Source organism: Pseudomonas sp. MAFF 730105 (assembly GCF_055380705.1).
Genome location: NZ_AP018438.1, coordinates 6,357,555 through 6,382,004 on the forward strand (window position 1 = coordinate 6,357,555; position 24,450 = coordinate 6,382,004).

Genomic DNA, 24,450 nt, shown 5'->3' on the forward strand with positions numbered 1-24,450 from the left:
CAAAACTCCTATCGTCCACTGTAGACGGTTGCCACGACGATATTGCTCAATTGGAAAATATCGTTGTGCAGAAAACCTGCTTGCACGCCCGGCTCGTGCGTAAAAAACCTGCCGACCAGTGCCAGCGCCAGCCCCGGCAACCCTGCTATCATCCGCCGCAGCCTTTAACCGCTACTTTTTCCACAGCCGATCACGAGCGAATTCATGAGCACTGACAAGACCAATCAGTCCTGGGGCGGCCGCTTCAGTGAACCCGTCGACGCCTTCGTCGCCCGCTTCACCGCCTCCGTCAATTTTGACCAGCGCCTGTATCGCCACGACATCATGGGTTCGATCGCCCACGCCACCATGCTGGCCAAGGTCGGCGTGCTGACCGATGCCGAGCGCGACAGCATCATCGATGGCCTGAAGACTATCCAGGGTGAAATCGAGGCCGGTCAATTCGACTGGCGTGTCGACCTTGAAGACGTGCACATGAACATCGAAGCGCGCCTGACCGATCGCATCGGCGTGACCGGCAAGAAACTGCACACCGGCCGCAGTCGCAACGACCAGGTCGCCACCGACATCCGCCTGTGGCTGCGTGATGAAATCGACCTGATCCTGGCCGAGATCACCCGCCTGCAGAAAGGCCTGCTGGAACAGGCTGAACGTGAAGCCGAGAGCATCATGCCCGGCTTCACCCATCTGCAGACCGCTCAACCCGTGACCTTCGGGCATCACATGCTGGCCTGGTTCGAAATGCTCAGCCGCGACTACGAGCGCCTGGTCGATTGCCGCAAGCGCACCAACCGCATGCCCCTGGGCAGCGCCGCGCTGGCCGGTACCACCTACCCGATCGATCGCGAATACACCGCCCAACTGCTGGGCTTCGACGCTGTGGGCGGCAACTCGCTGGATAACGTCTCGGACCGCGATTTCGCCATCGAATTCTGCGCCGCCGCGAGCATCGCGATGATGCACCTGTCGCGCTTCTCCGAAGAATTGGTGCTGTGGACCAGCGCGCAATTCCAGTTCATTGACCTGCCGGATCGCTTCTGCACCGGCAGCTCGATCATGCCGCAAAAGAAAAACCCCGATGTACCGGAGCTGGTACGGGGCAAGAGCGGCCGGGTGTTCGGCGCACTGATGGGCCTGTTGACCCTGATGAAAGGCCAACCGCTGGCCTACAACAAGGACAACCAGGAAGACAAGGAACCGCTGTTCGACGCCGCCGATACCCTGCGCGACTCGCTGCGCGCCTTTGCCGACATGATCCCGGCCATCAAGCCCAAGCACGCGGTGATGCGTGAAGCGGCCCTGCGCGGCTTCTCCACCGCGACGGACCTGGCCGACTATCTGGTGCGCCGTGGCCTGCCATTCCGCGACTGCCATGAAATCGTCGGTCATGCCGTGAAATATGGCGTGGACAACGGCAAGGATCTGGCGGAGATGAGCCTGGACGAACTGCGCCAGTTCAGCGACCAGATCGAGCAGGACGTGTTTGCGGTGCTGACACTGGAAGGCTCGGTCAACGCCCGTGACCACATCGGCGGCACGGCACCGGCGCAGGTCAAGGCTGCCGTGGTGCGCGGCCAGGCGTTGCTTGCCGGTCGCTAGAACCTAACAGCATCGCGAGCAGGCTCGCTCCCGCATGGATCTTCAGTGAACACAAAGTTGTGAACATACAGAGATCCCCTGTGGGAGCGAGCCTGCTCGCGAAAGCAATCGCTAGAGCAGTATAAAATTCACTTCTTGGCAGCGATCATCGCCAAAAACTCTGGCATCCCCGCTTCCCTGTCCGCCGCGATCCGTTGTACGTGCGGATTCGTCCCCAACCGTTCCATCAGCGCCTTGGCCGCCGGCATGTCTGCGAACAGGTCGATATCGAACAATTTTTTGCCCACCTGTAAGGCTGGCGAAACACCATAGAGAAAGTACAAGTCGGCAATGCTCAAGCTGTCACCCGCGACATAAGGTGAGAACTTTCCGTGCCTGCCCAGCGAGGCGAACCCCAGCAGCAGTTCAGCCTTGCTCTTTTCCTTGATGGCATCGGGTACTGTCATGCCGAAGAATGCCTCGGCGTAGCAGGCGCGCCCTGGCAGCTCGATGTACAGCTCGATCTCCCGGCACAGGGCCAGGACCTGGGCACGCTCGAACGGATCGGCGGGCAACAGGGCTTTGCCGGACTGGGTTTGCTCGATGTACTCGAGGATCACGCTGGTTTCGCTGATGAAGCCCTGCTCGGTTTTCAGCACAGGCACTTTGCCCCGTGGGCTGATGGCGAGTATTTCCGGGGTCTGCTTGCCATAGAACGACACTTCTTCGAAGGGCACGCCCTTCTCCAGCAATGCCAGTTTGACCATGTTGTAATAGTTACTGGCGCAGAAACCATAAAGCTTGAGCATTGCAGATACCTCCAGTCCGTGTGGGGTGGGCAGCCTTGCGTTATAGACTGTCGGGAGGTTTCGCGCTAGGCGCATCACGCCGCTGAATGCAGGTAAACTGGCGCCTTTCTCACAGGAGCCTGCCATGAGCGAGCCAAACGACATCGACAATGACGAAGAAGAATTCGTCGAGTCGACCCTGATCGAAGCCATTGAAAACCAGATCGAAAGCGGCAACCCGCCAGCGGCCAAGGCCACCTTCAACAAACTGACTCTGGTCAATTACGAGCGCGAAGACATCCTGAACCTCATGGCCCATGTGCTGGCCTTCGAGATCGACGCCATGCTCGATGAAGACCGCCCGTTCAATACCCAATGGTATGAAGACGCGTTGCGCAAACTGCCCGAGCTGCCACCGGAAAAGAACTGAACCCGCTGCGGTGGGAGGGACTGCCTCAAACACTGTGGGAGCAAGGCTTGCCCGCGATGAAACCGATGTGATCGCTCATGAATCGAGGCGCCTGCATCGCGAGCAAGCTTTGCTCCCACACACGCTCCATCGCCCAAAACAAAAAAAGCCTGCCTCTACACTGGACAGCTCGGCTGAGTGCGCTCACCTTAGTGACGCTATCGACCATATTCCTAGAAAGTCTGGAGTCCTTATGTCGCTTACCCCTGAGCTGGTTGCCGAACTGGAAATCCTTGCACTCTTCAACCTGGACAGTTCCCAGGAAGGCCTGAAAATCCATCAGACCGCTGCCCCTAAAGCCATTGCCGCTGCCCAACGCCTGTACGACAAAGAACTGATCACCCAACCCGACGGCGGTTATCTGACCAGCCTGGGTCGTGACGCCGCGCAAAACGTACAAACCGTCCTGACGATACTCAGCGTCCAAGAAGCTGCCTGACTCTCCCTGTCGCCCACGGAAATCTGCTTCGCCGGATTTCCGCAGGCGCGGGCGCCTTGCGTGAAAAATCTGACGTCCACACCCTACTTTCAGCTTAAGAATTCACCGTCCCGGACGCTAAACTGCCATCACCTCTGATTTCCCACGTTCGACGCCGCGAGCCGGTTTGAGCCGACATGACCCGCAATCACGAAATACGCCCCGATCTGGACGAGGGAATCGACCGCAAGGTCCTCAGCCAGCTGCGCGCACGTTTTCTCAAGCTCAACACCGTCCGGATGGATCGCGCCATGGACGGCCTGTCGCCTCGCCAGCAGGGCGTGCTGACGCTGCTTCCTTTGTTTTTCCACGTCAACCATCCGCTGCTGCCAGGCTACGTCTCCGGCAGCACACCGGCCGGGCTGTCGAACTACGAACCCGACGCCAGCGTCCTCGCCGACGCCCAGCGACTGACCCGATCGTTTTCCTACAAGCCACGCCATGGCAGCAATCCGCCGCGCCCCATCCTGGGTTTGTATCTGATGGGCAGCCTGGGCACCCTCGCCCAGGCGGACCAGAGCGACATGGATGTGTGGGTCTGCCATGGGCCGGACCTGAGCGACGACGAACTGGCCGAGCTGCGCAAGAAATGCCAACTGCTCGAAGCCTGGGCCGCGACCCAGGGCGCCGAAGCCCATTTTTTCCTGATCGACCCGGCCCGGTTCGTCCAGGGTGAACGGGACAATCAACTCAGCTCCGAAGATTGCGGCACGACTCAGCACTACCTGCTGCTGGACGAGTTCTACCGCACGGCTATCTGGCTGGCCGGGCGCACACCGATCTGGTGGCTGGTGCCGGTCTACGAGGAAGACAACTATGAGGCGTACACCCATACGTTGCTTTCCAAGCGCTTCATCCGCGCCGATGAAACCCTGGACCTCGGGCACCTGGCCTATATCCCGCCAGGGGAGTTCATCGGCGCGGGGCTCTGGCAATTGTTCAAGGGCATCGAGTCGCCCTACAAGTCCGTGCTCAAGCTGCTGCTGACGGAGGTCTACGCCAGCGAACACCCTAATGTCCGGTGCCTGAGCCTGCGCTTCAAGCAAGCCGTGTTCGCCAATCGCCTGGACCTGGAGGAGCTGGACCCGTACATGCTGGTCTACCGCCGTATCGAGGAATACCTCAACGCTCGTGGCGAACCCGAGCGCCTGGAATTGATCCGACGCGCGCTGTACCTGAAGGTCAATCGCAAGCTCACCGGCCAAGGGCGCAGCAGCGGCTGGCAGCGGAGGCTGCTCGAACGCCTGGCCGGGGAATGGGGCTGGGACCCGCGCCAACTGGCGCTGCTGGACAGCCGCAGCCAGTGGAAGGTGCGCCAGGTCAGCAACGAACGCCGCGCGCTGGTCAACGAACTGACCTACAGCTACCGCTTCCTGACCCAGTTCGCCCGCACCGAAAAAACCGTCAGCCTGATCAACAAGCGCGACCTCAACGTCCTTGGCCGCCGGCTGTATGCAGCCTTCGAACGCAAAGCCGACAAAGTCGAGTTCATCAATCCCGGCATCGCCCCGGACCTGGCCGAGGACACCCTGACGCTGGTCCAGTCACCCAACAAGAAAGAACCCGGGCAGAACCAGTGGGGGCTCTACAACGGCAGCCTCAACGCCCTGGAGTGGGAGAACTTCGCGCCGATCAAGCGCAGCCGCGAACTGCTGGAGCTGCTGACCTGGTGCCATCGCAACGGCGTGATCGACAGCAGCACACACCTGGCGCTGCACCCGGGCGACAGCGACTTGAGTGAGTTCGAGCTATTCAACCTGCTGGGCAGCCTGCAACAGGCCATCGCCCTGCCCCTGGTCACGGTCGAGGAAGAACAGCTGCTGCACGCCAGCGTCCCCAGTGAAGTGCTGATCCTGGTGAACGTCGGCATCGACCCACTCAAGCATCACCGCGACCTGAACATCCTGATGACCACCGAGCGCACCGACTCCCTGAGCTACTCCGGGGTCCGGGAAAACCTGGTACTGACCCTCGATCAGGTCACGCTCAATAGCTGGAATGAAGTACTGGTCAACCGTTTTGATGGCGAGCATGCGCTGCTCGATTGCCTGCGCGACTACCTCAACGACCTGCCCGCCACACAGCACCAGCCGCGCTTGCAGGTGCGCTGTTTCTGCCACAACCGGGCGCAGTTCATTGCGCGGCGGGTCGAAGAAGTCATCGAGACGGCCCAGACGCTGCTGCTGAGCAGACTCAATCACCGCTACTTGCTGCAGGTGCAGCAGTATTATCACGTACTGGAGCTGGTCCCCGGCCAGGTCAGGCACGTGGCGCTGGGCAGCCTGTCGGCGCTGCAGGACTACCTGGGCGAAGAGCTGAGCGCCTACAGCCCGCTGCACCTGGATCCAATGGCCTTGGAGGATCACGACCTGGCGCTGGTCCTGCCCATGGGCCAGCCGGAATGCATCCAGGTGTTCTACCGGGTCAATGAGGACGAGGCTGAGCTGTATGTGCTCGATGAGCTCAATGCCCTTTGGCAACAGCGCCTGCCTTATCACGACGAACACAGCCTGCTGGTGCCGTTGCAGCGCTTCCTGCAATCGGTGCTGTACCGTCGGGACGCCTTGCTGTCGATGGACACCGACCCGCCGTTGGGCCTGGAAACCCTGTACTACCAGCTTTTGCCCTCAGGCAGCGGACGCGCACGCCGGATCGAAATCCGTCCGGCGCCGCAGACACCCGAGAACAAGCCGTTCTATGACGTGCAGGCCATCATCGGCAAGGCGACCCATGGGCAGGTACACGTCACCCTGTATTGCAATCAACAGGAGTTTTCGGAACTGGAGCATGGCGACCAACTGTTCCGTGTGGTCGCCAGCGAGATCGTCGAGCAGCGCCGCGAGGCCGAGCGCTATCGCTGCTACATCACCGATCTGGACCTTTCGGGCCTGGTGGGTGATAGCGCCTGCTCAAGCAATCTGTATCTGCGCTACAAGGCCGATCTGGAGCGCGCCCTGAACGAAGCGCTGACCCTGGTCTGAAGCCTCAGAGGTGGAAATCGCCGCCCGCTTCGGGCTGGTATTCCACCGCCAGCAACGTCAGCTTCAACGTCTTACCGCCCGGTGCCGGCCAATCGATGTGCTGGCCGACCTTCAGCCCCAGCAAGGCGCTGCCCACCGGCGCCAGGATCGAGACCTTGCCTTCGTCGGCATTCGCGTCCTGTGGGTAAACCAGGGTCAGGTGATAGTCCTTGCCGCTGCCTTCCTCGCGGCAATGCACGCGCGCGTTCATGGTCACGACATCGGCGGGCACGTCTTCATGGCTCACCAGAGTCTCGGCGCGGTCCAGTTCGGTTTGCAACGCAATCACGCCCGGCAGCGTTTCGTCGAGACTGTCGATCAGGCGCTCCAGACGTTGGACGTCCAGGCGGGTAAGAGTGATGGAAGGTGCGGTCATGATCCAGGCAGACTCCTTTCTTCTGCACGAAAAAAGCAAAACCCCGCCACAGGAAGACGGGGTTTTTCACAGGCCTCGGTGAGTCGAGGCGTAGCCGGACACTATCACAGCTCAAAAAATATACAACCCGGGCCAGACAGATACACGATTGCCAGGTCCAGACAGTTCCTGTGGGAGCGAGCCTGCTCGCGATGGCGGCGTGCCAGTCACATCAATGCTGATTGATCGGACGCCATCGCGAGCAGGCTCGCTCCCACGTGTATGCATTCACTTTCGATTCTGGCGCTTGAGCGCCTCGGCACAGATCACCCGCCGGCGCGCATCATCAGCCGAGCGCCACTCACGGATATCCTCCACATGGCGGAAACAGCCGAGGCAAACCTTCTGCTCATCCAGCTTGCACACGCTGGTGCACGGCGACGGCACGGCAGGGCTGACGTTGCTGTAGAGCGGCTTGGATGGCCGCGCCGGGACGGTCTGGCTCACGTTGTCACAGGCCTTCAAACTCGAATTCCACACCGGCCTGCTGCTTGACGATGCGCTCCAGCATCTCGCCCAACTGCTCCTCGCTCTTGTCGCACATCCAGCGCTCGCTTTCCTCGTCGTAGTCGAAATGGTAACCACCGGACACCGCCGCCAGCCACAACTGCCGCAGCGGTTCCTGACGACTGAAGATCAACTGGCTGCCGTTTTCGAACTTGACAGTGAGCACGCCGGCGGAGCTTTCCAGATCAATGTCCAGTTCGCTCTCATCGAAGATATCCTCCAGCATTTGCTGGGTGGTATCGACCAGATCGTGAAAACGGGCTTCAGTCAAACTCATTGCGACAACCTCGAAAATGTCTGCTCATGCTCAAGCGCCGCAAGATACGGGCGCTTCCCGACGATTGCAAAGGATATACCGACAACCACGGTCGGGGGCCGTGAAATGTCCGCGGAACCAGGCATATAGGCCACCAGCCCCGCCGGACGGGAGCCCCGTTGCATAGGCAAGCCGCCGGGTGGCCGGTATACTCCGGCGCAATTAACGCATTTTCAAGGATTTCGCCATGAAGCGCCTGATCTCTTCCCTTGCTGCGCTCGTCGCGGTTGCCTGCCTAGTGACAGCCTGTGGTCAAAAAGGTCCGCTGTACCTGCCTGATGACAGCAAGTCCCCTGAAGAGCAGGCCAAGTCGTCGCAATCCAAGTCCCACTCGCACGACACCCACTCCACCTACTAAGGGAACGCCATGGACGCTTTTAACTACCGTGGCGGGGAGCTGTTCGCGGAAGGGGTTGCCCTGTCCGCCATTGCCGAACGTTTCGGCACGCCGACCTACGTCTACTCCCGTGCCCACATCGAAGCCCAGTACCGGACCTTCGCCGACGCCCTCGCCGGCATGCCGCACCTGGTGTGTTTCGCCGTGAAGGCCAACTCCAACCTGGGTGTGCTCAATATCCTGGCGCGCCTGGGTGCAGGTTTCGACATTGTCTCCGGCGGCGAACTCGAACGAGTGCTGGCGGCTGGCGGCAGCCCTGACAAGATCGTCTTCTCCGGTGTCGGCAAGACCCGCGAGGACATGCGCCGTGCCCTGGAAGTCGGCGTGCATTGCTTCAACATCGAATCCACCGACGAACTGGAACGTCTGCAGGTCGTCGCCGCCGAGCTGGGCGTACGCGCACCGGTTTCCCTGCGCGTGAACCCGGACGTCGATGCCGGCACCCACCCGTACATTTCCACCGGTCTCAAGGAAAACAAGTTCGGCATCGCCATCGCCGATGCCGAAGACGTCTATGTGCGTGCCGCCCAACTGCCTAACCTGGAAGTCCTGGGCGTCGATTGCCACATCGGCTCGCAACTGACCACCCTCGACCCCTTCATCGATGCTCTCGACCGCCTGCTGGCGCTGGTCGACCGTCTCGGCGATTGCGGCATCTACCTGCGTCATATCGACCTGGGTGGCGGTGTCGGCGTGCGTTACCGCGATGAGGAGCCGCCGCTGGTGGCCGACTACATCAAGACCGTTCGTGAGCGTCTCGAAGGTCGCGACCTGGCGTTGATGTTCGAGCCAGGCCGCTACATCGTGGCCAATGCCGGCGTGCTGCTGACCCAGGTCGAGTACCTCAAGCACACCGAGCACAAGGACTTCGCCATCGTCGACGCGGCCATGAACGACCTGATCCGCCCGGCGCTGTACCAGGCGTGGATGGATGTGACCGCCGTGCGCCCCCGCGATACCGCAGCCCGTAGCTACGACATCGTCGGCCCGATCTGCGAAACCGGTGACTTCCTGGCCAAGGGCCGGGAGCTGGCACTGGAGGAAGGCGACCTGCTGGCGGTGCATTCGGCCGGTGCCTATGGGTTTGTCATGAGTTCCAACTACAACACCCGCGGCCGCTGCGCCGAGGTGCTGGTGGACGGTGATCAAGCATTCGAAGTGCGTCGCCGCGAGACGGTAGCCGAGTTGTTTGCCGGCGAAAGCCTGCTACCGGAGTAAAACCATGCTGCTGCGTTTTACCAAGATGCACGGCCTGGGCAATGACTTCATGGTTCTCGACCTGGTCAGCCAGCACGCGCACATTCTGCCCAAGCATGCCAAGCAATGGGGCGATCGGCACACAGGTATCGGTTTCGACCAGTTGCTGATCGTCGAGGCGCCCAACAACCCGGACGTGGACTTTCGTTATCGGATCTTCAACGCCGACGGTTCGGAAGTGGAACAATGCGGCAACGGCGCACGCTGCTTCGCCCGCTTCGTGCTGGACAAGCGCCTGACGGCCAAACGCAGGATTCGCGTCGAGACCAAAAGCGGCATCATCGAGTTGGATGTGCGCAACGACGGTCAGATCGGCGTCAACATGGGCGCTCCCCGCCTGGTGCCGGCAGATATCCCGTTCGAAGCATCGGCCCAGGCCCTGAGCTATCAGCTGGACGTCGATGACACCACGGTGGAACTGGCGGCGGTGTCCATGGGCAATCCCCATGCCGTGCTGCGAGTGAGCGACATCAATAGCGCGCCGGTGCATGAACTGGGGCCGAAGATCGAGAACCATCCGCGCTTTCCAGCACGGGTGAACGTGGGTTTCCTGCAGGTCATCGACCGTCACCGCGCGCAACTGCGTGTCTGGGAACGCGGTGCCGGGGAAACCCAGGCCTGCGGCACCGGCGCCTGCGCCGCCGCCGTCGCTGCGATCAGCCAGGGGTGGATGGATTCGCCCCTGTTGATCGACCTGCCCGGCGGGCGCCTGTCCATCGAATGGGCAGGCCCCGGCCAACCGGTGATGATGACCGGCCCGGCAGTGCGCGTATACGAAGGACAAGTTCGTCTTTGAGTGAGCCAAACCCATGACCGACAAGCCACAGGTTCCAGCGCCACAGCCCGATGAATCCTCGAGCCCGCTTCCGGAGGCCGCGGCGGTGGCCGCTTACCTGGAGGCTCATCCGGATTTCTTCGTCGAACGTGAAGACTTGCTTTCAGTGATGCGCATTCCCCACCGGCGCGGCGACACCGTGTCGCTGGTGGAGCACCAGATGAAGATCCTGCGTGAGCGCAACATCGAGATGCGTCACCGCCTTTCTCACCTGATGGACGTCGCCCGGGACAACGACCGGCTCTTCGACAAGACCCGCCGCCTGATCCTGGCCCTGATGGACGCCAGCACCCTCGAAGACCTGGTCATGAGCGTCGAAGACAGCCTGCGCCAGGATTTCCAGGTGCCCTTTGTCAGCTTGATCCTGTTCGGCGACAACGCCATGCCGGTGGGCCGCTGGGTGACCCATGCCGAAGCGCAGACCGCCATTGGCGGCCTGCTCACCGAGAACAAAAGCGTCAGCGGCAGCTTGCGCGAACACGAGCTGGACTTCCTCTTCGGCGAGGAACAGCGCAAGCAGATCGGCTCCACCGCCGTCGTCGCCATCGCCCACCAAGGCGTCCATGGCGTGCTGGCCATCGCCAGCCGTGACCCGCAGCACTACAAAAGCTCGGTGGGCACGCTGTTCCTGAGCTACATCGCCGAAGTCACCGGCCGGGTACTGCCACGGGTTGCCGGCTCGCTGCGCTCGGTACGCTGATGATGGAACGACAGCTGGACGCCTACTGCGAACACCTGCGCAGTGAGCGCCAGGTGTCACCCCACACGCTGGCGGCCTATCGCCGCGACCTGGAAAAAGTGCTGGGCTGGTGCCAGAAACAGAACGTCGGCAGTTGGCAGGCCCTGGACATCCAGCGCCTGCGCAGCCTGGTGGCGCGCCTGCATCAACAGGGACAGTCGTCCCGCAGCCTGGCGCGCCTGCTCTCCGCGGTACGCGGGTTGTATCACTACCTCAACCGCGAAGGCCTGTGCGATCACGACCCGGCCACCGGCCTGGCTCCGCCCAAGGGCGAGCGTCGCCTGCCGAAAACCCTCGACACCGACCGCGCCCTGCAATTACTTGAAGGCGCAGTCGAGGATGATTTCCTGGCGCGACGGGACCAGGCGATTCTCGAACTGTTCTACTCCTCCGGCCTGCGGCTTTCCGAACTGACAGGGTTGAACCTGGATCAACTGGACCTGGCCGACGGCATGGTCCAGGTGCTCGGCAAGGGCAGCAAGACCCGCCTGCTGCCCATTGGCCGCAAGGCCCGGGAAGCACTGGAGCTGTGGCTGCCGTTGCGCGCCCTGAGCAATCCTGCCGATGACGCGGTATTCGTCAGCCAACAGGGACGGCGCCTCGGTCCACGGGCGATCCAGGTGCGGGTCAAGGCTGCCGGCGAACGCGAGCTGGGGCAGAACCTGCATCCGCACATGCTCAGGCACTCCTTCGCCAGCCATGTGCTGGAGTCCTCCCAGGACCTGCGAGCCGTGCAAGAGCTGCTGGGCCACTCGGACATCAAGACCACTCAGATCTATACCCATCTGGACTTCCAGCACCTGGCGACGGTCTATGACAGTGCCCATCCCCGGGCCAAACGCATCAAGGGCGACGAATCATGACCATCGAGCTCATCACTTTCGACCTCGACGACACCTTGTGGGACACCGCCCCGGTGATCGCCACGGCCGAAGCCGTTCTCCGCCAGTGGCTGACCGACAACGCACCGAACCTGGGCGGCGTGCCGGTGGAGCATCTGTTTTCGATTCGCGAGCAGGTATTGCGCGAAGAGCCCGGCCTGAAGCATCGCATCAGCGCATTGCGGCGGAGGGTGCTGTTCCGTGCGCTGCAAGAAGCCGGCTATGACCAGTGGCAAGCGTCCGAGCTGGCGGACCAAGGGTTCGAGACGTTCCTGTATGCCCGCCATCAATTGGAGGTGTTTCCCGAGGTGCAGCCCACCCTGGAAATCCTCGCCAACCACTTCGCCCTTGGCGTGGTCACCAATGGCAACGCCGATGTGCGTCGCCTCGGGCTGGCGGATTACTTCAAGTTCGCGTTGTGTGCCGAGGACATCGGCATCGCTAAGCCTGATGCGCGGCTGTTCCACGAGGCCCTGCAACGCGGCGGTGCCACGGCGCAGACCGCCGTGCACGTTGGCGATCATCCCGGTGACGATATTGCCGGCGCCCAACAGGCCGGCCTGCGGGCGGTGTGGTTCAACCCGGCAGGCAAGGCCTGGGATGCCGACCATGTACCGGATGCGGAGATTCGCAGCCTGACCGAGTTGCCGGGGTTGTTGGCGGGATGGCACAGCCAGGGCTGAATCCGAGAACACCACCAAACCCTGTGGCCTGTGGGAGCGAGCCTGCTCGCGATGAGGGCGTCCCAGTGACGCTCATGTAACAGACACACCGCCATCGCGAGCAGGCTCGCTCCCACAAGGGCCGGCGCAACAGTTTTATGCCCACGAAAAAGCCCGCGACGACGGCGGGCTTTTTCGGCAAGCAGGAAGCAGAACTCAGATAGGGCGGCTGCCGTACTTGTTGTCAGGCTTCTTGGGCGGATCGGCGACCACATTGGCCTCCACTTCCTGCACCTTTCCGCCCCTGGCCAGGAATTCTTCCATGGCCTTGGCGAGCGCATCACGCTCCTTGTTCTTGGCCTCAACGCTCGGCAACTCGTCGACCGACACCGCAGCCTTGGCCTTACCCTTGGCGGTCGGGGCCGGTATATCGGCGCCATCGTCGTCGGCAACGTCTTCGGCTGCCGCTTCCAGGCCGTCTTCGGCCTCGTCTTCTTCACCTACTTCGAGGTCGTCGTTTTCCAGATCATCGTCGCTCATGTTCTACCTCATGACTTGCGAAAAGCAGATTAGTTATAGCCCAGCTACGCCATCTGTCGAAGGCTGCCAGAAAAAATTCAACATCCACCGGCAATCGGCGGTCATGCCCCTTCACCGTACAAGGTGGCGAGGACTTTACGAGCACCGCCATGATCACGGTGCTCGCCCAGATAAACACCTTGCCAGGTACCCAGTGCCAGTCGCCCGTCCGTTACCGGAAGGCTGAGCTGACATCCCAGCACGCTGGCCTTGAAGTGCGCCGGGAGGTCGTCCAGGCCTTCGTCGTTGTGCTCATAATCGGCAGTTCCTTGTGGGATCAGCCGATTGAAAAATCGTTCGAAGTCTCGACGTACCGCCGGATCGGCGTTCTCGTTGATGGTCAACGAGGCCGAGGTATGCTGCAGCCACAGATGCAACAGACCGACGCGACACGCCCGTAGTTCAGGCAGGCCGGCGAGCAACTCGTCCGTCACCAGATGAAAGCCCCGGGGCCTTGCCCGCAGGGTAATCAGCGTCTGTTGCCACATACAGTTCTCCGCACGCTCGGCGCGCATTCTAGCGCGCTCAGGAAAAAAACAAAGAGCCTAATATTCCACCTTCGATGTAAGCCTTTGGCGCTGGAAAACCCCTGCCACCCGCCAGACAAAAAGGCCTCGGAAAAACTGGCTCTTCCTGTGAGCGTTGACAAATCGCAGGCAAAAAAATGCCCGGCGAACCGGGCATATTTTTTTGCGTGGATTTACAGGTTGTAGCCACGCTCGTTGTGCTGGGCCAGATCCAGGCCAACAGCCTCTTCTTCCTCGGAGACACGCAGACCCATAACGGCGTCCAGGACCTTGAGGATGATGAAGGTGACGATCGCGGTGTAGATCACCGTGAAGCCCACGCCTTTGACTTGAATCCACACTTGCGCACCGATATCGGTCACGGTGCCGAAGCCACCCAGGGCCGGCGCAGCGAAGACACCGGTGAGGATCGCGCCGAGGATACCGCCGATGCCGTGCACGCCGAAGGCATCCAGGGAGTCGTCATAGCCGAGTTTGCGTTTGAGAGTGGTTGCGCAGAAGAAGCACACCACGCCCGCCGCCAGGCCAATCACCAGGGCGCCCATCGGGCCCACGGTGCCAGCCGCCGGAGTGATCGCAACCAGACCCGCCACCACGCCCGAGGCGATGCCCAGTGCGCTTGGCTTGCCGTGGGTGATCCATTCGGCAAACATCCAGCCCAATGCTGCGGCAGCGGTAGCAATCTGAGTGACCAGCATGGCCATGCCGGCCGTGCCGTTGGCGGCGACGGCGGAACCGGCGTTGAAGCCGAACCAGCCGACCCACAGCATGGCGGCGCCCATCAGGGTGTAACCCAGGTTATGCGGTGCCATTGGCGTGGTCGGGAAGCCTTTGCGCTTGCCCAGTACCAGGCACGCCACCAGACCTGCGATACCGGCGTTGATGTGCACCACGGTGCCGCCGGCGAAGTCCAGCACGCCCCAGTCCCACAGCAGGCCACCGTTACCGGACCAGACCATGTGCGCAATCGGCGCATACACCAAGGTGAACCACACGCCCATGAAGATGAGCATGGCGGAGAACTTCATCCGCTCGGCAAAGGCGCCGACGATCAGGGCCGGGGTGATGATGGCGAAGGTCATCTGGAAAGTGACGAACACCGCTTCAGGGAACAGCGCTGTCGGACCGGTGATGCTCGCCGGAGTCACGCCCGCCAGGAACGCCTTGCCCAGGCCACCGACGAAGGAGTTGAAGTTGACGACGCCCTGCTCCATGCCGGTGGTGTCGAACGCAATGCTGTAGCCATAAATGACCCACAGGATGCTGATCAGACCGGTAATGGCGAAACACTGCATCATCACGGAAAGAAGGTTTTTCGAGCGAACCATGCCGCCGTAGAACAGCGCCAGGCCGGGAATGGTCATGAACAGTACAAGAATCGTGGCTGTCAGCATCCAGGCGGTGTCGCCAGAGTTGAGGACAGGGGCTGCCGCTTCTTCTGCCATGGCCAGGCCAGGCATTACGAAGGACAACAGGGCTCCTAGCCCTGCGAATTTACGCAGAGTCATATTGTTTTCTCCTGGGGCGTTGGGTTTGGCGGCTTAGATGGCGTCGGTATCGGTTTCGCCGGTACGGATGCGAATAGCCTGTTCCAGATTGACCACAAAGATCTTTCCGTCACCGATCTTGCCGGTGTTGGCGGCCTTGGTGATTGCCTCGATCACCCGGTCAAGATCCTTGTCGTCAATGGCGACGTCGATCTTCACCTTGGGCAGGAAATCGACCACGTATTCCGCGCCGCGATACAGCTCGGTGTGACCTTTCTGCCGGCCGAAGCCTTTGACCTCAGTGACGGTAATGCCCTGCACGCCGATCTCGGACAACGACTCGCGCACGTCGTCCAACTTGAACGGCTTGATGATGGCAGTGACTAGCTTCATGAAACTTTCTCCCGAATTGGTGGACTTGCCCCAGGAAAACAAACCCGACTCAAGTCTAAGCGCAGTGCCTGGCTTTGTAACGCATCGTCGGCCCAAGTTGCCCGACCAGCGCCAGTCAACCGTGCCAGCCGCAGCTCCCCGCTTCGCCTGGCTGCACTGCATCGTCACAACGACTGCATCAGTGCATGGGTCATGAGCCTCTAAGCAGAAACCTTGCCATCTGCACCAAAACCCCGTGATTTCAACTCTTTAACCGTCGAGCCCACCTCTCTCACGCCACCAACCGCCGCGATACGCACAACAACAGTGCGACAACCTCCAGCCCCGTGCGCGAAAAGCGTGCATCCGATGCATGCGAATTGACTATAGACACTGCGTGATACACTGCCGCCATCGTTTTCAGGATTGCTGCCATGCTCGCCCCCAAAGACCTGCTCGACGCCCTCAGTGGCCACGCCTCCCGCCTCTTGAGCGGCGACACTCCGCTGCCCAAAAGCGAAATCGAAAGCCAGTTCAAGGCACTGCTGCAAAGCGGCTTCAGCAAACTGGACTTGGTGAGCCGGGAAGAATTCGACAGTCAGATGGTCGTGCTGGCCCGCACCCGGGCGCGCCTCGAAAGCCTGGAGGCGAAGGTCGCGGAGTTGGAAGCGCGATTGGCTCCAACCCAGGAATAAGCAGGCTCGGGATACGCCTGGTACTGGCCCAGGCGTAATCACTCCCAGGCGTCAGAGGCGAAAGCGGCCGACCAGGGTATTGAAGGACAGCGCCAGGTTGGACAGTTCCTGGCTCGATGCGTTGGTCTGGTTCGCCCCCGCCGCGGTCTGGGTCGAGAGATCCTGGATATTCACCAGGTTGCGATCCACCTCACGGGCCACGTGGGCCTGCTCCTCGGACGCCGTGGCGATCACCAGGTTGCGGTCGTTGATCTGCGAAATGCCGTCAGCAATCTGCTCCAACGCCTCGCCGGTCGCCCGAGCCAAGCCCTGGGTCTCGGTAACCAGTGCCTGGCTCTTGCTCATCGCATCGACCGCGCTATCGGCACGATCCTGGACCGCGTGGATCATGCTTTCGATTTCGCCGGTAGACGACTGGGTACGCGCCGCCAGTGCGCGAACCTCATCGGCCACCACGGCAAAGCCGCGACCCTGCTCCCCTGCCCGCGCGGCCTCGATCGCTGCGTTGAGCGCCAGCAGGTTGGTTTGCTCGGCGATCCCGCGGATCACATCCACCACCTTACCGATATCCCGGACCTGCCCGGCAAGAACACTGACCAGTTCGGTGGATGAGGTGAGTTCCCGGGTCGCATTGTTGATCGCCTGCACTGCATTGCGAGCCTGATCGCGCCCATTGCTGGCTTGCGAGCTGGTCGCTTGGGACGCCTGCGAGGTGGAAACGGCATTGCGAGCCACCTCCTCCACGGCAGAGGTCATCTCGGTCACAGCCGTGGCCGCCTGTTGGATTTCGTCGTTCTGCCGGATCAGGGCACGACTGCCATCGTCAGTGACCGCGGTGAGCTCCTCGGCAGCGGAAGCCAACTGTTCCGAGGCGCAGGCAATCTGTTGGATGGTGGTTTTCAAGCTGGCTTGCATATCGCCCAGGGCCTTGAGCAGTTGACCGGCCTCGTCGCGACTGTTGCTGTTGATGTGCTGGGTCAGGTCACCCTGGGCAATGCGTTGCGCGCAGTCGACCGCCACGGCAATCGGTCGGCTGATCAGGCGGCTGATGAACATGCCCAGCAGCAGCGCCGCAATAAAGGCGATGGCAATGCCGCTGTACAACACCGTCTTGGCCGTCACTTCCTGAAGCGTGGCAGCCTTGGCGTCTTCGCTGATCTGGCGGTCGTTGGAGTCGATCATGATCGTCAACTGATCCATCACCTTGCGGTAGGCCTTCTGCAAATCTCCCAACAGCAGCGTGCGACCGTTCTCCAAGTCTCCCGCCGCCATCAGTGCCAAGTACTGCTGCACCATCGCCTGGTAGACGGGCCAGTCGCGCGCCATCTGGTCACCGGCCAGGCGCTCGTCCTCAGCCAGGTTTCCCTTGCGGTAATCGGCAAACGCCTTTTCGCTGGCCAACTGGTTGGCTTTCATCGAGGCGAGAAACTCATCCTTCACGCTCTGTGGGGCGTTGCCTGCGGTCGCCACGTACAGCCGGTACATATCGCGGGTCTGTCCGACGGCCTTGGTCTTGGTCTGCGAGGTATTGGCGACCGAGACCAGGTTGTTGTTGAACACTGCCTGCAGGCGGGCCGACAGCGCGGAAACGCCGCTGACGCCCAGCATGCCCACGGCGAGCGTAATCAGGGCGCAGAGGAAAAACGAAATGATCAGTTTGGTCGAAAGTTTTGCGTCATTGAGCCAGTTCATTAGCGGATCCCTACGGAGCAATGGCCCTTCGCCATATCAGCCGGGGAATGCTAGTCATGTGAAATATTGATCACAATGCAGGGAATCGCATGACCGTTTGGATTATTCAACGATGATGCGTCGCTATCGTCGCTGCTCAACCACCCGCGGCTTGCAGGGACTGCTCCTGATCGAGCGCAATCGGCAGCTCCAACGCAAACAATGCTCCCTGTCCCGGCCCGGCACTCTGTACGGTCAGCTCGCCGCCCATTTCATGAGCCGCCAGGATGCAGCTGTGCAGGCCGAAACCATGGCCGTCGGCCCGTGTCGTGAAACCGTGTTCGAACAACCGGGGGAGGTTGTCCATGGCGATACCCTCGCCGTTGTCCTCGACCTCGATCCGTACGCGCTTGTCGTCAATGGCCTTCAGGCGCAGGGTGATCCGGGACGGACGATCCGAGACCGGATCGAGCGCCTGCTTGGCGTTGTTGATCAGGTTGATCAATATCTGTAGCACTTTGTGCTTATCCAGCGCCATGATCGGGATATCGTTGAGCTCCTTGACCACCGTCACCTGATGGCGGGCCAGGGACACATGGCAGATGCGCACCACATCCTCGATCAACTCTCGCAACGAGCCCGGCTCCAGCACGCTGGAATTGCCGGCATAGGACTGCTGGGTAGCGACGATTTCCTTGATATGGTCAATGCTCTTGGTCAACTGCGCCAACTCGTTGATCATGCTCTGCTGCTCGATTGCCAGCGACTCGGCCAGCTTGCCGAGGTAGTCCGGCAATGCGCGACCTTTCGGATTGCTGCTGAAGAAGTCACCGAGATCATCGGAATGCTCCTTCATTAATTGAACAACCTTGGCGACCCCCTGCCCTTTGGACGTATGCACTTTGTCATACAGAACCTGGGCCGACACATTGACGCTATTAAGCACGTTGCCCACATTGTGCAGCACGTTAGTGGCAATTTCCGCCATGCCCGCCCGGCGCGCGGTGGTAACCAGTTCGGCCTGGGCCTCGCGCAATTCGTCGTTGACCCGGGCCAATTGCTGCGGGCTGGGAATCTTCAGGGCCGCGGGCACCAGCCGAACCAGCAGGATGGCGGTAATCACCGAAGCAATCGCGGTGATCACCTTAACCAGCGCCGATAGCCAGTAGTAAGGTTGCCAGATGGTCAGGATTTCCATCACATGGCTGGTCCCGCAGGCCAGGATGAAGACGCCGAAGGCCGCCAGCATCCAGTCGAAAGGCACGTCCTTGCGCTTGTGGATAAAGTAGATGAGCGTGAAGGGAATGGTGACGTAAGAGAACGTGATCAGCCCATCCGCAATCACGTTGGTCCAGAGCAGATCCGGGCGCCACAGATAGCAATGCCCGTGGGGCATGAAGCGGTTATCGGTCAACAGCGCCAGCAGATCGTTCACGACCGCGTCCTCCCTGTGCTATTGGATTGCCACAGATCGCAGTCTAGCAGAGGCCTAATCCCCCACCTCCCAGGCCGCCATTCCACCTGCAACATCCTGCCAAGATTTCGCTCATCATTTGCCACGCCGGTCCCCCTCCCCACGACTAACCTTCAGGCACCGCAGGATGCGGTCTTTATATCCCTTTCAAGGAACGATTCATGTCGCTCGCCATTGTCCATAGCCGCGCCCAGGTGGGGGTGGAGGCTCCCGCCGTTACCGTTGAGGTCCATCTTGCCAATGGCTTGCCGTCATTGACGATGGTCGGTTTGCCGGAGGCGGCGGTGAAGGAAAGCAAGGACCGGGTGCGCAGTGCGATTATCAATTCGGGGCTGAACTTCCCGGCGCGGCGTATTACCTTGAACCTGGCACCGGCGGACCTGCCGAAGGACGGCGGGCGGTTCGACCTGGCCATTGCCCTGGGCATCCTGGCGGCCAGCGTGCAGGTGCCGACCCTGACGCTGGACGACGTGGAATGCCTTGGTGAGCTGGCGTTATCCGGCGCCGTGCGACCGGTGCGCGGGGTATTGCCCGCTGCGCTGGCGGCGCGCAAGGCCGGACGCACGCTGGTGGTGCCGCGGGCGAACGCCGAGGAGGCCTGCCTGGCCTCGGGCCTGAGAGTGATCGCCGTGGATCATCTGCTTGAAGTGGTAGCGCATTTCAACGGCCACGCTCCGGTCGAGCCTTTCGTTTCGAACGGACTGCTTTCAGCCAGCAAGCCCTACCCCGACCTGAACGAAGTGCAAGGCCAGGTCGGGGCCAAGCGTGCCTTGCTGATCGCTGCCGCCGGAGCGCACAACCTGCTATTCAGCGGACCACCGGGTACCGGCAAGACATTGCTGGCGAGTCGTTTGCCGGGACTGCTACCGCCACTGGCCGAGAGCGAGGCCCTGGAGGTCGCGGCGATCCAGTCGGTCGCCAGTTGCGTGCCCTTGAGTCATTGGCCACAACGGCCTTTTCGCCAGCCCCATCACTCGGCTTCGGGTCCGGCGCTGGTGGGTGGAGGATCCAAACCGCAGCCAGGCGAGATCACTCTGGCCCACCATGGCGTGTTATTCCTGGATGAATTACCGGAGTTCGACCGCAAGGTACTGGAAGTCCTGCGGGAGCCGCTGGAATCGGGCCACATCGTCGTATCTCGTGCCCGCGACCGCGTGCGCTTTCCGGCGCGCTTCCAGCTAGTGGCGGCGATGAACCCCTGCCCCTGCGGATACCTGGGCGAGCCCAGCGGCCGTTGCTCCTGCACACCCGACATGGTGCAGCGCTACCGCAACAAGCTCTCAGGTCCCTTGTTGGACCGCATCGACCTGCACCTGACGGTCGCACGGGAAGCCACGGCACTGAATCCCCGGCGCGAACCGGGTGAGGACACCGCCACCGTGGCCGAACAAGTGGCCGAAGCCCGTGAACGCCAGCAGACGCGACAAGGCTGTGCCAACGCTTTCCTGGATCTGCCCGGTCTGCGTCGGCACTGCACGTTATCCACAGCCGATGAAACGTGGCTGGAAACGGCCTGCGAGCGACTGACCCTGTCACTGCGGGCCGCCCATCGCTTGCTCAAGGTTGCCCGGACGCTGGCAGACCTAGAGCAAGCTGGCCGTATCAGCCGGGAGCACCTGGCTGAAGCCTTGCAGTATCGCCCTGCGACGGCCTGAACCGGGTCACGGTTTGCTCAGGTCCACCAGCGGCGTATTCCGCACCTCGGTTTTTCGATCGCCCTGAATCTCATCGACCCGTTTGAGCGCTTTATCCACGGCGCCCTTGTCCGCCAGCAGGCTGTAACGGATCTGGAAGTGCTTCTGCTCTTTCGGCGCGATAGTGGGTACCAGGCCCAGTGGCCGCTGGTAATGGCGGTTATAGGAGAAACTGGTGCCAGGCTCCAGCCCGGTCACGTACCCCTGCCCTTGGGTATCGGTGTTTTTCCACAGGGAGAACACGGGAAGCGTTGCCGTGTTGAAGCCCACCGATACACCAAGGCTACCGGCCTTGTTGTGCAGCACGGTGAGCGTGTCACCCTTGGCGTCGGCGTAGGGCACGACGTTATAGACGGTTTCGTCGTAATCCTTGGTGGGAGCCCGGTAGGTTTGCCAATCGGCCAGGTCGCCCTTGGCCTTGTCATTGAATGGCGAGACCTGCTTGACCGGCGCGGCGAAACGGGCGCCCTGCTCCAGGAACGGCGTGCTGAAGTTGCTGTGGTAGAGCGCCTGGTATTCCTTCGGATAGTCGCCGTTGTTGGTCAACGTGTCGTTGAGGGCGAAAGTTACGCTGCCAGGTTCGGTGACCAGCTCGGTCTGCACCGAAAAATCGACCTTCTTGAAAGCCTGCTCTTTCAACTCGCCCCTCAGGGTAATGGCATAAGGGGCTTTTTCATCGATGTGCAGGGTGACCTTGTTGGCCGGGATATTGGCGGCGCGACCGTGCAGCGTCAGCAGTTCGCCATTGTCCATGCCAGGGTGCCCCACCCACTCGTAACCACAACGGGTGACCAGCTCGTTGAAACCTTCGAGCCATCCCAGCCCGCCGCGACCGTTGAGTTCGATGAAGGCCGGATTGACCACTTCCTTGACCGGCGAATCCCAACCCATCCGCGCATTTCCGACCGACGCCTGCAACACGTTCATGCCCCGGGTCGGAACGACCGACAGTTTCATGGTGCCGTTGTCGATGTCGACGATGCTGACGCCTTCCTGGCGACCGCCGTGCAGGGTGCGCATCGTCACGGAAAAGGGTTTGTCGGTCTTCACGCCGAGCTGCTGGCTGGTGATCTGCCAAGGCTGGGCGGCTTTATCGGTGTCGAGCAGGACATAGTCCCAGGCCATGGCATGGGAGGCAGCGCCCAGGGCGCCGAGGGTAACAAGGAGTTTGAGCGGAGTCATGGACTTGGCCTTTTATTGGAGTTGTGCGGTTTTTATAGACTTGAAGAAACGTTTCAGCAAGCTTAAAAACGGCAATAACTTTAAAAAAAGCAGACCGGAGAAATTAGCGACACAAAGTGTGTGGGAGCTGAGCTTGCTCGCGATGGCATTGGATCGGGCGATATCTCTGTCGCCTGACATGATGCTATCGCGAGCAAGCTCGGCTCCCACAGTGGCCGGGGCAATTAGATATTGGCGGTTGAAGCCATCGCGAGCAGGCTCGCTCCCACAATGATCCGGGGCGAGCCTGCTGCGGTGGTTGTAAGGGACTCAGCGGAACCGATCGACTTCCTGGCGCAGGTCCTGCGCCAGTTTTTCCAGTTCCTTGGCAGTGACCGCCAGGTTCGAGACCACTTCGCGCTGCTCGCTGTTGGCCATGGCGATACTCTGCAGGTTGCTGCTGAGCAGGGTTGCCGTGCTGCTTTGTTCTTGGGTAGCGGTGGTAATTGCCGCGAACTGCTGGCCAGCCGAACGGCTCTGCTCATCGATGCGAGCCAGCGCCGAGGCCACGTTGGCGTTGCGCGACAGGCCTTCTTGCATCAACAGGTTGCCCTGCTCCATCGTACTGATGGCGTTGCCGGTTTCCTGCTGGATGCTGGTGATCATGCTGGAAATCTCGTCAGTGGCCTGACGAGTACGGGAGGCCAGGCTACGGACCTCATCCGCCACCACGGCGAAACCACGCCCCTGCTCACCCGCGCGAGCGGCTTCGATGGCAGCGTTCAGGGCCAGCAGGTTGGTCTGCTCGGCGATCGAGGTGATCACGCCGACGATCCCGCCGATTTCCTGGGAACGCTGACCCAAGGTGTTGATAACCGTGGCAGTGCTGTTCAGTGCGCCGGCGATCTGTTCCAGGGACGAAGAGGCTTCATCCATCGATGTCCGACCGATACGCGTCTGCTGGGCGTTTTCCTGGGCCAGGCGCTCGGTATTGCCCATGTTGTCGGCAATGTTCAACGAGGTAGCGCTGAACTCTTCCACCGCGCCGGCCATGCTGGTGATTTCGCCGGACTGCTGCTCCATCCCCTCATAAGCACCGCTGGACAACCCGGACAGGGCCTGGGCACGACTGCTGACCTCCTGGGAGGCCTTGCGGATATGCTCGACCATGGTCGACAACGCCTGGCTCATCTGATTGAAGGCACGGGACAGTTGGCCGATTTCGTCATGGCTCGACACGCTCAGGCGCACACTCAGGTCACCGGCGCCCAATGCTTCGGCCTGGCGCACCAGATCGCCCAGGGGCGCCAGCTTGCTGCGCAACAGCCACATCGCTGCGCCAACCGCCAGCAGCATTGCCAGCAAGCTGCCAATGGCCAGTTGCGTACCGACGCTCCAGGTCACCTCGCGAATCTCGGCCTTCGGCATGCTCGCCACCACCGCCCACGGCCCGCCCTCGAACGGTACGGCGACGCTATAGAAATCTTCGGCGGTGTCGCTCCAGAACGCGCCCTTGCCCGGTTCTTTCACCAGGCCAACGACGGTCGTGACAGCGGCATCCAGCGCCTGGACGCCGGCCGGCGGTACCAGCCATTTGCTTTGTTCATCCAGCAGGGCCAGCGAGCCGGTCTTGCCAATGCGGAAGCGCTTGAGGTTCTCGAACTGGGCATTCTGCGCATCGGTGTAGTCGAAACCGACGTACAGCGCGGCGATGATCTTGCCACCGCTGTCACGAACCGGGCTGTACTGGGTCATGTAGTAACGGCCAAAGAGCAAGACCCGGCCAATATAGCTCTGCCCACTCATCAAGCGGGCGTAAGCCGGGCTGGCGTGGTCCAGCATGGTGCCAATGGCTCGCGAACCGTCCTGCTTGGCCACCGACGTACTGACGCGGATGAAATCGTCGCCGCTGCGCACGAACACCGTGGCGGTCCCGGCGGTCATCTGCTTGAACTCGTCAACTTCCTTGAAGTTGTTGTTCAGCACTTCGCTACCCAGGCTCAGGCTCGGCGTCTGTATGCCCGCCACCGCAACCGGCTGGTCCGGGTGCACGTTCAGGCCCGCGCTGAAGCGCTTTTCGAACAGGCCAGCCAGGCGCTGGGTGCTCTCGCGCAAGGTGCCGTGGAAGGTATTGAGCTGATCGGCCATCAGACGCGCTTCACTGGCCAGATGCTCTTCACGAGTGGCAAGGTTGGCGGCGTCCAGCGAACGCAAGGCGAAGACGGTACTGCCGGAGATCACGATCGCCAATATCACGGCGAGGGCAAGGCCTAGCTGTGAGGCGATCCGGGCACGGGGTTGAGACATGACGGCTCCTGGCCGAGACACCGGATCATCCTGATCACGTCGCACGCTCGGCATTTTATTCAAGGTAGGTATATGTTTTGCCCTTTCTGAACGAGGGTTCCATGTCACGGGTTCGGCCGCAAAGCGAGATACTTGAGCGGC

The 24,450-nt window shown here is 61.4% G+C and carries 24 protein-coding genes and 1 pseudogene; 12 read left to right on the forward strand and 13 right to left on the reverse strand.

Annotated features, from left to right (window positions below; genetic code table 11):
• Nucleotides 1-204 precede the first annotated feature (204 nt).
• The gene (argH, locus tag PCOSP_RS28100) at nucleotides 205-1,599 is read left to right on the forward strand and encodes an argininosuccinate lyase (protein ID WP_139641086.1); all 1,395 of its coding nucleotides are present in this window, start codon (nucleotides 205-207) and stop codon (nucleotides 1,597-1,599) included.
• Nucleotides 1,600-1,727: 128 nt separating this feature from the next.
• On the opposite strand, the gene PCOSP_RS28105 is transcribed toward argH, so the two are convergent.
• Nucleotides 1,728-2,387 (reverse strand): glutathione S-transferase family protein, encoded by a 660-nt coding sequence (locus tag PCOSP_RS28105; RefSeq protein ID WP_139641087.1) that lies wholly within the window; start codon nucleotides 2,385-2,387, stop codon nucleotides 1,728-1,730.
• 124 nt (nucleotides 2,388-2,511) lie between these two features.
• Here PCOSP_RS28105 and PCOSP_RS28110 point away from each other — a divergent pair, with 124 nt between their 5' ends.
• The 3 genes from PCOSP_RS28110 (at nucleotide 2,512) to PCOSP_RS28120 (ending at nucleotide 6,294) form a co-directional block, all read left to right on the forward strand.
• Nucleotides 2,512-2,796, forward strand: coding sequence for a hypothetical protein (locus PCOSP_RS28110; RefSeq protein ID WP_175385229.1), 285 nt, complete (start codon nucleotides 2,512-2,514; stop codon nucleotides 2,794-2,796).
• 232 nt (nucleotides 2,797-3,028) lie between these two features.
• The gene (locus tag PCOSP_RS28115; protein WP_024780550.1) at nucleotides 3,029-3,274 is read left to right on the forward strand and encodes a TIGR02647 family protein; all 246 of its coding nucleotides are present in this window, start codon (nucleotides 3,029-3,031) and stop codon (nucleotides 3,272-3,274) included.
• Between the two features lie 176 nt (nucleotides 3,275-3,450).
• Nucleotides 3,451-6,294, forward strand: a complete 2,844-nt coding sequence (locus PCOSP_RS28120) for a class I adenylate cyclase (protein WP_464709945.1) — start codon at nucleotides 3,451-3,453, stop codon at nucleotides 6,292-6,294.
• Between the two features lie 4 nt (nucleotides 6,295-6,298).
• Here the strand turns inward: PCOSP_RS28120 and rnk are convergent, their stop codons facing one another.
• The 3 genes from rnk to cyaY form a co-directional block, all read right to left on the reverse strand.
• Entirely contained in the window at nucleotides 6,299-6,709 is a 411-nt protein-coding gene (gene rnk / locus PCOSP_RS28125; protein ID WP_139641094.1) for a nucleoside diphosphate kinase regulator, read from the reverse strand.
• A 267-nt stretch (nucleotides 6,710-6,976) separates the two neighbouring features.
• Nucleotides 6,977-7,195, reverse strand: coding sequence for a DUF1289 domain-containing protein (locus tag PCOSP_RS28130; protein WP_139641095.1), 219 nt, complete (start codon nucleotides 7,193-7,195; stop codon nucleotides 6,977-6,979).
• Nucleotides 7,196-7,199: 4 nt separating this feature from the next.
• Entirely contained in the window at nucleotides 7,200-7,532 is a 333-nt protein-coding gene (gene cyaY, locus PCOSP_RS28135) for an iron donor protein CyaY (protein ID WP_139641097.1), read from the reverse strand.
• Between the two features lie 226 nt (nucleotides 7,533-7,758).
• Here cyaY and lptM point away from each other — a divergent pair, with 226 nt between their 5' ends.
• From lptM to PCOSP_RS28165, 6 genes are read left to right on the forward strand one after another with little or no spacing between them, the layout of a single operon-like run.
• Nucleotides 7,759-7,929 (forward strand): LPS translocon maturation chaperone LptM, encoded by a 171-nt coding sequence (gene lptM / locus PCOSP_RS28140; RefSeq protein WP_139641099.1) that lies wholly within the window; start codon nucleotides 7,759-7,761, stop codon nucleotides 7,927-7,929.
• Nucleotides 7,930-7,938: 9 nt separating this feature from the next.
• A complete protein-coding gene (gene lysA / locus PCOSP_RS28145) occupies nucleotides 7,939-9,186 on the forward strand; it encodes a diaminopimelate decarboxylase (RefSeq protein ID WP_139641100.1) in 1,248 nt (415 codons plus the stop codon).
• A 4-nt stretch (nucleotides 9,187-9,190) separates the two neighbouring features.
• Complete coding sequence (gene dapF, locus PCOSP_RS28150) at nucleotides 9,191-10,021, forward strand: diaminopimelate epimerase (RefSeq protein WP_139641102.1); 831 nt, start codon at nucleotides 9,191-9,193, stop codon at nucleotides 10,019-10,021.
• Nucleotides 10,022-10,034: 13 nt separating this feature from the next.
• Nucleotides 10,035-10,760 (forward strand): DUF484 family protein, encoded by a 726-nt coding sequence (locus PCOSP_RS28155; protein ID WP_041024542.1) that lies wholly within the window; start codon nucleotides 10,035-10,037, stop codon nucleotides 10,758-10,760.
• 2 nt (nucleotides 10,761-10,762) lie between these two features.
• Entirely contained in the window at nucleotides 10,763-11,662 is a 900-nt protein-coding gene (gene xerC / locus PCOSP_RS28160; RefSeq protein ID WP_055127496.1) for a tyrosine recombinase XerC, read from the forward strand.
• Nucleotides 11,659-12,363, forward strand: coding sequence for an HAD family hydrolase (locus tag PCOSP_RS28165; protein WP_464709946.1), 705 nt, complete (start codon nucleotides 11,659-11,661; stop codon nucleotides 12,361-12,363). Before xerC ends, PCOSP_RS28165 begins: the two co-directional genes overlap by 4 nt.
• Nucleotides 12,364-12,558: 195 nt before the next feature.
• Here the strand turns inward: PCOSP_RS28165 and sutA are convergent, their stop codons facing one another.
• From sutA to glnK, 4 genes are all read right to left on the reverse strand, one after another.
• Nucleotides 12,559-12,882, reverse strand: coding sequence for a transcriptional regulator SutA (gene sutA, locus PCOSP_RS28170; RefSeq protein WP_024780560.1), 324 nt, complete (start codon nucleotides 12,880-12,882; stop codon nucleotides 12,559-12,561).
• A gap of 101 nt (nucleotides 12,883-12,983) precedes the next feature.
• Nucleotides 12,984-13,409: a secondary thiamine-phosphate synthase enzyme YjbQ gene (locus tag PCOSP_RS28175; RefSeq protein WP_024780561.1), complete on the reverse strand. Its 426-nt coding sequence runs from the start codon at nucleotides 13,407-13,409 to the stop codon at nucleotides 12,984-12,986.
• Nucleotides 13,410-13,621: 212 nt separating this feature from the next.
• On the reverse strand, nucleotides 13,622-14,956 hold the full coding sequence (locus tag PCOSP_RS28180; RefSeq protein WP_139641108.1) for an ammonium transporter: 1,335 nt from the start codon (nucleotides 14,954-14,956) through the stop codon (nucleotides 13,622-13,624).
• A 33-nt stretch (nucleotides 14,957-14,989) separates the two neighbouring features.
• Complete coding sequence (gene glnK, locus PCOSP_RS28185; protein WP_002555808.1) at nucleotides 14,990-15,328, reverse strand: P-II family nitrogen regulator; 339 nt, start codon at nucleotides 15,326-15,328, stop codon at nucleotides 14,990-14,992.
• Between the two features lie 413 nt (nucleotides 15,329-15,741).
• On the opposite strand from glnK, the gene PCOSP_RS28190 reads away from it, so the two are divergent.
• On the forward strand, nucleotides 15,742-16,002 hold the full coding sequence (locus PCOSP_RS28190) for an accessory factor UbiK family protein (protein WP_053148583.1): 261 nt from the start codon (nucleotides 15,742-15,744) through the stop codon (nucleotides 16,000-16,002).
• Between the two features lie 51 nt (nucleotides 16,003-16,053).
• On the opposite strand, the gene PCOSP_RS28195 is transcribed toward PCOSP_RS28190, so the two are convergent.
• The 3 genes and pseudogenes from PCOSP_RS28195 to PCOSP_RS28205 form a co-directional block, all read right to left on the reverse strand.
• The gene (locus PCOSP_RS28195; RefSeq protein ID WP_464712009.1) at nucleotides 16,054-16,917 is read right to left on the reverse strand and encodes a methyl-accepting chemotaxis protein; all 864 of its coding nucleotides are present in this window, start codon (nucleotides 16,915-16,917) and stop codon (nucleotides 16,054-16,056) included.
• Nucleotides 16,912-17,694: pseudogene (locus tag PCOSP_RS28200) on the reverse strand (MCP four helix bundle domain-containing protein); the annotation flags it as partial. The gene PCOSP_RS28195 and the pseudogene PCOSP_RS28200, both read right to left, overlap by 6 nt.
• 136 nt (nucleotides 17,695-17,830) lie before the next feature.
• Nucleotides 17,831-19,108 (reverse strand): sensor histidine kinase, encoded by a 1,278-nt coding sequence (locus PCOSP_RS28205; protein WP_175385226.1) that lies wholly within the window; start codon nucleotides 19,106-19,108, stop codon nucleotides 17,831-17,833.
• A 200-nt stretch (nucleotides 19,109-19,308) separates the two neighbouring features.
• Here PCOSP_RS28205 and PCOSP_RS28210 point away from each other — a divergent pair, with 200 nt between their 5' ends.
• Entirely contained in the window at nucleotides 19,309-20,802 is a 1,494-nt protein-coding gene (locus tag PCOSP_RS28210; RefSeq protein WP_139641115.1) for a YifB family Mg chelatase-like AAA ATPase, read from the forward strand.
• Between the two features lie 6 nt (nucleotides 20,803-20,808).
• Here PCOSP_RS28210 and PCOSP_RS28215 read toward each other — a convergent pair whose 3' ends face one another.
• A complete protein-coding gene (locus PCOSP_RS28215; RefSeq protein ID WP_175362810.1) occupies nucleotides 20,809-22,023 on the reverse strand; it encodes an aldose 1-epimerase family protein in 1,215 nt (404 codons plus the stop codon).
• Between the two features lie 309 nt (nucleotides 22,024-22,332).
• On the reverse strand, nucleotides 22,333-24,309 hold the full coding sequence (locus PCOSP_RS28220; RefSeq protein ID WP_139641118.1) for a methyl-accepting chemotaxis protein: 1,977 nt from the start codon (nucleotides 24,307-24,309) through the stop codon (nucleotides 22,333-22,335).
• Nucleotides 24,310-24,450: the final 141 nt, after the last annotated feature.